Origin of the sequence: Hallella colorans (assembly GCF_003096815.1) — a bacterium.
Classification (GTDB): domain Bacteria; phylum Bacteroidota; class Bacteroidia; order Bacteroidales; family Bacteroidaceae; genus Prevotella; species Prevotella colorans.
The window spans coordinates 95,551-105,304 of the sequence record NZ_QENY01000010.1; the positions used below are offsets into that span (position 1 = coordinate 95,551).

Annotated in this window: 8 protein-coding genes; 5 read left to right on the forward strand and 3 right to left on the reverse strand. The window is 46.6% G+C overall.

All coding sequences use genetic code 11. The features are described 5' to 3' along the window. Nucleotides 1-30: 30 nt before the first annotated feature. The 3 genes from ftsH (at nt 31) to C7379_RS06615 (ending at nt 3,863) form a co-directional block, all read left to right on the forward strand. The gene (gene ftsH / locus C7379_RS06605) at nt 31-2,085 is read left to right on the forward strand and encodes an ATP-dependent zinc metalloprotease FtsH (protein WP_116616568.1); all 2,055 of its coding nucleotides are present in this window, start codon (nt 31-33) and stop codon (nt 2,083-2,085) included. Nucleotides 2,086-2,203: 118 nt separating this feature from the next. After that, on the forward strand, nt 2,204-3,073 hold the full coding sequence (locus tag C7379_RS06610) for a phosphatidate cytidylyltransferase (protein ID WP_116616569.1): 870 nt from the start codon (nt 2,204-2,206) through the stop codon (nt 3,071-3,073). Nucleotides 3,074-3,254: 181 nt separating this feature from the next. Further along, on the forward strand, nt 3,255-3,863 hold the full coding sequence (locus C7379_RS06615; protein ID WP_116616570.1) for a porin family protein: 609 nt from the start codon (nt 3,255-3,257) through the stop codon (nt 3,861-3,863). 97 nt (nt 3,864-3,960) lie between these two features. Here the strand turns inward: C7379_RS06615 and lpxB are convergent, their stop codons facing one another. Then, nucleotides 3,961-5,130: a lipid-A-disaccharide synthase gene (lpxB, locus tag C7379_RS06620; RefSeq protein WP_116616571.1), complete on the reverse strand. Its 1,170-nt coding sequence runs from the start codon at nt 5,128-5,130 to the stop codon at nt 3,961-3,963. An 11-nt stretch (nt 5,131-5,141) separates the two neighbouring features. After that, the gene (surE, locus tag C7379_RS06625; protein ID WP_116616572.1) at nt 5,142-5,918 is read right to left on the reverse strand and encodes a 5'/3'-nucleotidase SurE; all 777 of its coding nucleotides are present in this window, start codon (nt 5,916-5,918) and stop codon (nt 5,142-5,144) included. Nucleotides 5,919-6,284: 366 nt separating this feature from the next. On the opposite strand from surE, the gene C7379_RS06630 reads away from it, so the two are divergent. Both C7379_RS06630 and C7379_RS06635 read left to right on the forward strand, forming a co-directional pair. Beyond that, nucleotides 6,285-7,520: a site-specific integrase gene (locus C7379_RS06630; RefSeq protein WP_002561011.1), complete on the forward strand. Its 1,236-nt coding sequence runs from the start codon at nt 6,285-6,287 to the stop codon at nt 7,518-7,520. A gap of 12 nt (nt 7,521-7,532) precedes the next feature. After that, nucleotides 7,533-7,895 (forward strand): hypothetical protein, encoded by a 363-nt coding sequence (locus C7379_RS06635; RefSeq protein ID WP_002561010.1) that lies wholly within the window; start codon nt 7,533-7,535, stop codon nt 7,893-7,895. Nucleotides 7,896-7,997: 102 nt separating this feature from the next. Here the strand turns inward: C7379_RS06635 and C7379_RS06640 are convergent, their stop codons facing one another. Beyond that, on the reverse strand, nt 7,998-9,599 hold the full coding sequence (locus tag C7379_RS06640; RefSeq protein ID WP_243406736.1) for a helicase: 1,602 nt from the start codon (nt 9,597-9,599) through the stop codon (nt 7,998-8,000). Nucleotides 9,600-9,754: the final 155 nt, after the last annotated feature.

Genomic DNA, 9,754 nt, shown 5'->3' on the forward strand with positions numbered 1-9,754 from the left:
CTAAAAGGTACAACCATCAATCATCCTACGATGAACAACAACAAAAATCAACTACAAAATAACGACGACGACCAGCCCAAGATGCCGCGGTTCAATATGAACTGGCTCTACGTCTGCATCGCGGTGCTACTCGCCACGCTGTTCTTCACAGGTGGCGGAGATATGCTCGCGAGCGGATCCGGAGCTGGCAAAGAGGTGCAATACACCGAGTTTAAGACCTACGTGGAGAAGGGATACGCCCAAAACGTGGTGGTCAATAAAACCCAAAACACACTCCGGATGTATGTAAAGCCCAAATTCATACGCAATGTTTTTGAGAAAACCGCCAAACAGACAGGCGCAAACCCATACGTGAGCGTGCAATTTGGATCGGTGGACGAACTTGAGAAGTATCTCTCCATTCAACAAAAAAGGGGCAAGATAACGGGCTTTAGTTACAACAACGAAAAAGGCAGCGATTTCGTAACTATACTCGTAAACCTGCTACCTCTGCTGTTTTTCATTAGTATCATCATATTCCTCATGCGCCGAATGGGTGGCGGCGGAGCAGGAGCCGGCGTGTTCAACGTGGGTAAAAGCAAGGCCAAACTATTTGAGAAAGGCAACGAACTGGGCATCACGTTCAAAGACGTGGCTGGCCAAGAGGGTGCCAAACAAGAGGTTCAGGAAATCGTGGACTTCTTGAAAAATCCACAGAAATACACCGAGCTGGGCGGAAAAATACCTAAGGGGGCACTACTCATCGGCCCTCCGGGAACCGGTAAAACACTGCTGGCCAAGGCCGTGGCTGGCGAGGCTGGCGTACCATTCTTCTCAATGTCGGGTTCAGACTTCGTCGAAATGTTTGTAGGCGTGGGCGCGAGCCGCGTGCGAGACGTCTTTGCGCAAGCCAAACAAAAAGCTCCGTGCATCATCTTTATCGACGAGATTGACGCCGTGGGGCGCGCGCGCTCAAAAAACCCATCGATGGGTGGCAACGACGAGCGCGAGAACACGCTGAACGCCTTGCTCACGGAGATGGACGGCTTTGGCACCAACTCGGGCGTGATAGTGCTGGCAGCAACCAACCGCGTGGACATGCTTGACAAGGCTTTGCTGCGCGCTGGGCGCTTCGACAGACAAATAAACGTGGAACTTCCAGACCTTGCCGAGCGCAAAGCCATCTTCCAAGTGCATCTCAGGCCACTGAAGACAGACCACAGCTTGGACATTGACTACTTGGCTCGACAAACGCCAGGATTTTCGGGAGCGGACATTGCGAACGTCTGCAACGAGGCCGCGCTGATAGCCGCGCGCCACAACAAGCGTGTGGTAAGCAAGCAAGACTTTCTTAATGCCGTGGATCGCATCATCGGAGGATTGGAGAAAAAGACCAAGGTGATGACTTCTGCCGAGAAGCGGAGCATAGCCATCCACGAGGCCGGGCACGCCACCATAAGTTGGTTTTGCGAGCATGCCAACCCCTTGGTCAAGGTGACCATCGTGCCGCGCGGGCAAGCGCTGGGCGCAGCGTGGTACATGCCAGAAGAGCGAGTCATTACCACCAAAGACCAAATGCTTGACGAAATGTGCGCCGTCCTTGGCGGACGAGCGGCAGAAGAACTCTTTGTAGGTGAGATTTCGACCGGCGCCATGAACGATTTGGAGCGAGCCACGAAAAGCGCTTACGGCATGGTGGCATACGCAGGAATGAGCGACAAATTGCCCAACATTTGCTACTACAACAATCAGGAATACCAATTCCAACGCCCTTACAGCGAGACTACCGCCAAAGTGATGGACGACGAGGTGCTTAAAATCATTAATGTGGAATACGCACGAGCCAAACAAATCCTCACCGAGCACAAAGAGGGTCATAAAAAATTGGCAGACCTGCTTTTTGCCAAAGAGGTGATATACGCGGAAGATGTGGAGAAAATATTTGGCAAGAGACCTTGGATAAGTCGCTCGGACGAGATTTTGCAAGAGAACAAAGCTATTGCCGAGGCCAAAGAAAAAGAAGAGGAACCTAAACTGGAAGACATGCCAGACATCGTGAAACAGGCCCAGGCCGAGCACGAAGCCTCGAAAGAAAAAGAAAATTAACCATCTCCTCCTGACTCACCCTGATGCGAAGAAGCTGTCGACATGGCCATAAAGCCATCTTCTTGACCATTCATGGCTGTGACCGGGAGGAGTTTTTACGCATAGATACACAGCTGTTATGACTGACAAGCAAAAAAACTTGATCGTTAGATCCATTACGGGCACTCTGTTCGTGGCCATCATGGTGTGTGGCTTTCTAAACCCATCGGCCATGATATTGCTCTTTGCCATTATCACCGCCTTGAGTCTATGGGAATACACCGGATTGGTGAACGACCATTGCGAGGATGTACAAGTGAACCGATTTATTTCCACCGTGGCTGGCGTATACCTGTTCGTGGCGGTGGCTGCATGGCGTACCGGCATCGTGTCTAACTTCGCGATCATGGTTCCATACGTGCTGACCATCGTATATCTACTGATTTGCGAACTTTACACTGGAACAAAAAACGCTGTCAACACGTGGGCGTACACCATGCTTGGACAAATGTATGTAGCCATGCCCTTGGCTTTGGTCAATATCCTCGCTTTCGAGATGGCGCACGATGGAAGTGGCGCACGCTATGACATGCTATTGCCACTGAGCGTATTTATCTTCTTGTGGACCAACGATACGGGGGCTTATTGCACCGGCTCGCTGTTTGGCAAGCACAAGCTGTTTCCACGCGTCTCACCGGCCAAATCGTGGGAAGGCAGCGTTGGTGGAGGCGTTTTGGTGCTCGTCGTGGCTGCCGTTATAGGCTATCTGGCCAACAATGGCGCCGACGCTCACACGCTGAACATATACCAATGGATGGGGCTCGGCCTCACCGTATGTGTATTTGGCACTTGGGGAGACCTTGTGGAGAGCTTGTTCAAGCGTACGCTCGGCATTAAAGACAGTGGCAACATTTTGCCCGGCCATGGCGGCATGCTCGATCGTTTCGACTCCAGTTTGATGGCCATTCCGGCCGCCGTGGTGTACCTCTACACCATCACCATGTTTTAAAGTTGGCCGGGAGGCGCCATTCTTGGGAATTCGACGCGTCACCAATAATATGGGCAAGGCACGCTATCCGTGCGCGGGGGCATTGTTTTTCAGAAAACATGACAAAATTTTTCATAGTTCTCCACATCTTTACAAAGACTTAAAATGGCATATAACATATTTCTAACTTTAAACATAAAAAATGAGAAGAATTATCCTTAGTACATTGGTATTGTTTACAACACTTGCCACAAACGCACAACGCCAAGTTGGTACCACCAGCATTCAGCCTAAAGTGGGCCTTAACATCGCAACAATCACAAAAGATAACGACGCTGATCCAAGGTTAGCTCCTGTCATAGGAGCGGAATTTGAACATCAAGTCACTGATATGGTAAGTCTTTCTGCCGGCTTGCTCTATTCCATGCAAGGAGCCAAAGGAAATATTGGCGGCGTGGACGGAACAGTTAAACTTGATTACATCAACATTCCTATTCTCGCCAATGTATACATTGCCAAAGGCTTTGCCGTCAAATTAGGCGTGCAACCCGGCTTCATGATCAATGACAAAGTTAAGGTATCGAGAAATGGAGTCACCGCAGAAGTGGGATTGGAAAATGCTTTCAGACAATCTGGTATCGATGCCAAGATTAAAAAATTAGATGTTTCTATCCCTGTCGGCGCATCTTACGAGTTCAGCAATTTTGTCGTGGACGCTCGCTACAACTGGGGATTAACCAAGATCATCGACCAGTCGACCAGCAAGAACAGTGTGTTCCAACTCACGTTAGGATATAAGTTTGGGCTATAACCCAACACCTTTATAAACAACATTTTTCTTAAAGTCATACAGGCTCAAACCACCGCATGTGGTTTGAGCCTGTATGGTATAACAAGCAACGACAAGCTCAAATGCGACCAGTGGCACGCTGTCGCAACAACGACACCATGATGCGAGCGGCGTTTTGGGGTGCGACAGCATGGCCCAAAAGGGTACGCACGTCCTCATAACCACGCAACATAGCATCGCGAGCAGGTTGGTTTGGCAGAATTTTGGAAAGTTCATTAGTAATATTGGGCACGCTGAAACGGTCGGCGAAAAGTTCTGGCACAACCTCGCGCCCAGCCACAAGGTTGACCAAGCTGATGTAATCGCACTTGAGAACATGCTCGAACCCCCAACGCGCAAGTCGCGGAACGGCTGTCTTGTAGCACACCACCTGTGGCACATTAAACAGCGCCGTCTCCAGGGTGGCGGTGCCACTGGTGACCAACGCCGCCGTAGAATGGGCCAACAAAGAATAGGTTTCATTGTCAACCTTGACCACATTTGAGCCCGCAAGATACGGCGAGTAACATTCTTGGCCTATCGATGGCGCGCCAGCCAATACCATTTGGAAAGAAGCCTGTGGGCCACAGCAAGCGCGGGCAGCCTCTATCATGGCGGGAAGATTGTCCTTGATCTCTTGCTCTCTGCTACCGGCGAGCAGGGCGACGATGCGTTTTTGTGGGTCAAGGCCGTATCGATGGCAGAAGGTATCGTATGTCTCTCGGTAACCTTCAAGGAATTGGGCCACTTCCTCCACGGTGGGGTTGCCCACATAATGAATTTTATAATGATGCCTCTCCTCATAGAAAGATACCTCGAAAGGCAAAATGGAGAACATCTCGTTGACATCTCGTTTGATGGCCTTGACGCGCCATTCCTTCCACGCCCAAATCTTGGGCGAGATGTAATAGTAGACCGGAATGCGCGTTTTTCGACGCAGATATTTGGCTATACGGAGATTAAAGCCAGGATAGTCAACGAGTATTACCACGTCGGGCTGCCAGCTGACAATATCAGCCTTGCACAGTTTCATGTTTTGAATAATCGTGCGTAGATGCAGTAATACAGGCAGAAAGCCCATATAAGCAAGTTCCTTGTAGTGCTTGACACGGGTTCCACCAACAGCCGACATAAGGTCTCCGCCAAAAAATCGGAACCGCGCGTCTTTGTCCTCGCTTTTCAGGCATTGCATGAGGCGGCTGGCATGCAAGTCGCCAGAGGCCTCGCCCGCAATGAGGTAGTACTTCATGTATAGGGGTTTTAAGATTTAATGTTCCATCCACGCACTTCGTCCATGAAGTCGTAAGCCGTGACGTCCACTTGCGTGGGGGTAATGGCCACGTAGCCATTGTTTAACGCCCATTGGTCAGTATCGGGCGCATTGGGTTCGTCATTATGATACTCACCCACCACCCAAAAATAGTCGTAACCACGAGGATGATGCCGAGGCTCTATCTCATTAACCCACTGCCCTTGTGTCATACGACACACCTTGACACCCTCGAAAGACTCGCGCGCCGGGAAGTTTACATTCAGGCAAACGCCTGTAGGCAGCCCATCGGCCAACACTTTGGATACAATTTGACGAACACATGAGCGCAAAGGCTCCAAATTGGCCTGCTCATCATAGTAGCATGAGGAAAAAGCGATAGACGGCACACGCTTCAGACAACCCTCGATGGCAGCACCCACAGTGCCGCTATAATGACTGTTCACCGTGGAATTGTCTCCGTGATTGATGCCACTGATGACTAAATCGGGCGTCCGCTCAGCACAAAATTGATGAAAAGCAAGTTTCACACAGTCTACGGGCGTGCCGCTGCACGACCATACCTCGGTGTCGCCCAGATTGTGTCGTGGTTTGAGTCGGAGGTAATTGGTGACCGAAAACGCTCGCGAATAACCAGACCGAGCGCTCTCGGGAGCCACCACAAGCACGTCGCCAAAAGATTTCACCATATCTATAAGAGCGCGTATTCCGGGAGAATGATAACCATCATCGTTTGTTATCAATATCAAGGGTCTGTTTGTTTGCATATATATTAGTATTATAAATCTTTGTTTATTAATATTGCAAAGTTACTACAAAAAAGTGAAATGCGGAAAGATATAGTGATAGAATTGAGTTACAAGGGTTTTAGTTAAAGTGGCGATAATTCGTGAAGCCATTACAATCCTTGCCGAAGCCAAATCTTGACGCCGCAACGTTACTTGTTCGTAACCATGTCCGAAAATGCGACAAACGGGTACGAATGGCGAAACAAGACACTATGTTATAGTGAGTTACCCACAACTCACGTAACAAATACGGTTACGGAAAAAAGATTGCGCCGTTCCTCCCCGTTTTGCGTACCGACACCGGACTCTTCACCAACTAATTTTGAAATCCAAAAATTAAGAACGATGAAGAGTACATTTTCAGTAATCTACTACCTCAAGCGTCAGGTAGTGAAAAAGGACGGGACGGTTCCCGTCATGGGACGCATCACGGTGGACGGCAGCCAGACGCAGTTCAGTTGCAAGTTGAGTGTCGATCCGAAGCTGTGGGACACCAAAGGGGGACGTGTCACGGGCAGAAGCGCGGCGGCACTCGAAACGAACCGTATGCTTGACAAGATGCGGGTGCGCATCAACAGACACTATCAGGAAATCATGGAGCGTGACAACTTCGTCACGGCGGAGAAGGTAAAGAACGCCTTTCTCGGACTGGAACACCGCTACCACACGCTGATGCAGGTGTTCCGTCGGCACAACGAGAACTATGAGAAACAGGTGGAAGCAGGCATGAAAGCAAAAGGTACACTGGAAAAGTACCGTGTCGTTTACAAGCACCTGCAAGAGTTCCTCGACATCCGCTACCATGTGAAGGACATCGCCCTAAAAGAGCTTACTCCCGCTTTCATCTCCGACTTCGAGATGTTCCTGCGCACGGACAAGCACTGCTGCACCAATACCGTGTGGCTGTACGTCTGCCCGCTACGGACAATGGTGTTCATAGCCATCAACAACGAGTGGCTGACACGCGACCCGTTCCGCGAGTATGAAATCAAGAAGGAGGAAACGACACGCAGTTTCCTGACCAAAGACGAAATACGCCTGCTGATGGAGGGGAAACTGAAAAACGCCAAACAGGAACTGTACCGCGACCTCTACCTGTTCTGTGCGTTCACCGGATTGTCGTTCGCGGATATGCGCAACCTCACGGAAGAGAATATCCGTACCTATTTCGACGAACACGAGTGGATAAACATCAACCGCAAGAAAACGGGCGTGGTGTCCAACATCCGCCTGCTTGACATCGCCAACCGCATAATCGGCAAATACCGTGGGCTATGCGAGAACGGCAGGATATTCCCCGTTCCGCATTATAACACGTGCCTTGCCGGTATCCGTGCCGTCGCCAAGCGTTGCGGCATCACCAAGCATATCACGTGGCATCAAAGCCGCCACACGGCAGCCACGACAGTTTTCCTTTCCAACGGCGTACCCATCGAAACGGTCAGCTCCATGCTTGGACACAAGAGCATAAAGACGACGCAGATTTACGCGAAGATAACCAAAGAAAAACTCAATCAGGATATGGAAAACCTTGCCGCAAGGTTAAACAACGTCGAGGAATTTGCAGGTTGCACCATCTAAAAAAGAGGAGCCATGAAACGTGACATAATCATCATAGAGGACAAGGCGGTCAGCGTAACCGGTAACGATGTGTGGATGACCGCCACCGAAATAGCCGGACTGTTCCATACGACCGTCCCGGCAGTGAACGCCGTCATCAAAGCCGTCCGCAAGTCTGACGTGCTGAACGACTACAAGGTGTGCCGCTACATGCAGCTTGAAAACGGGCTGTACGCGGACGTGTACGCGCCTGAAATCATTATTCTGATTGCTTTTCGGCTGAACACCTACAACACCTACCTGTTCCGCATGTGGCTGGTAGGAAAGGTTCTCTCACAAGAGAAGCGGCAAACATACGTGATGTTTATACAGAACGGAAAAACTGCGTACTGTTGAAGATATCAAATGAAAATTATACGAAAGAATTTCTATATGGATCCTTATCTAAATAGCCATATCATATCTCAAAAAATATAGAGGTAATAATATGGCTATTATTTAATTCTTTTGATTTGTCGTTATGCAACGAATTCCGTTCATAAAATGTTTTAATATATATTTGTCAAATGAATGGAGATTAGGTATTTTTTGTTCAAGGTATTCAATTCCTATCGTGTTAAATTCCTGTATAACGATTGTAATCTCTTTAGAATCGTCTTCAAGATTTATAAGACCTGCATTTTGTATCTTTTTACTAATCATCCTCGGTAATCCGTATTCTTCAAGTTGAAATACAATTTTAGGTAAAAAGGCATTTGATGCTTTATATACAAAATTGGCGATATTTGAGGAATTAGGATAAAGTTCTTGACGTATAATATTAATTACCGCAATAATAGATGAGAGATTAAAGGATACATATCTTTCAAATGTAAATATATCCTCATATGTAATACCATAATCTTTTACTGTGTTATATAGCTCTTTTATAGTCATTTTCCATCCATTACTACATGCACATGCATAATACCGTAAATGTCCTTTTCGATGATATTCCAAAATTTCTATGATATCTCCTAAAGCATCCCTCCATTCCCATGTATTATTGTTTTGTAAAGCATCGCAATTTGTTGGCCAATTGGAATCAGTTTTCAATTTTTCCGCAATTATCTTTAACATTGATGGTTTACAACTTCTGATTTGTGGTATTCTTTCAATTCTATGCCAAATATCCGTTCCAAGAAGTTCTATCATTTCATCTTGATATCGTTGAATTTTTACATATTGTTCATTATTCAATTTTATACCGGGGTCATTTCCATCAAGTTTTTTTACTACATCATCAGGAAACTCTAATCTCAATTTAGTATTTTCTTGACTTGGTGGCTCTTCAAGCATATAGACACGACCTACAAAATAACGAAACATTCTGCCTGCGCGTCCAATGATGTTGCGAAAGGTAAAATAATCAATCTTATGAGCCCCGTTCTTATTTGACCATAAAACGACACTCTCTGCTTGAGTATTTACTCCTTCAATTATAGACGAGGTCGATACCAAATAATCTAACCCATTCTGTTCTTCAAATAGTTTTATTTGAATTTGACTAAGAGAACGATGTAGCTGACCATTATGAATACCAATACCATGTTTGACTAAATCTTTAAGAATATACTTTTCTCCATAATTGCATTCCAGCCAATCAGAAAAATTAGCAAGCAGTTCAGAGTCTTTATTATATAAATTTCTGTTAAGAATTGTTGTTACTTCTTCAATTCCCTTATATGTGCCGGTATATATCAAAGCTTTACCTATACCTGTATTTATTAATTCAATAAGTTTACGTGTCTTAAAACTCTGTTTATCTTCATTCTTTGGTCTGCTTTTATATAACCGCCATGCATGCGTTACAACGGTCTTAAAATCCATACGCAGAAATGTCATCCCTTCAGTGAATACATTTTCTTCTATTTCATGGATATTTGGGGCAAGATAATATCTTTGTTTAGCTTTCTTTCCGAGTTCTACCATTGAACTGAGTAAAGTGGAGCTTCTTTCAAGATCAAAATTTGTACTTGCCTTATAAAACTCATCAACGATTAGAATATCAATTGAAGGAAGTTTATCTATATAGTCTCCCCTTGAAAAGTGTTTAATCATCTGGTTATCAATAAAATAATCGTTTCCAAACTTGCATATTTCTACAAAGTTTTGTACCTTTGTATAGTAAAATCTTGCAATTCAACGATGTATAAATCTCCATCCAAAGTCCGTCAGGCATCATTATTCTGGGATCTTGAGGCAATGCTCTCTCC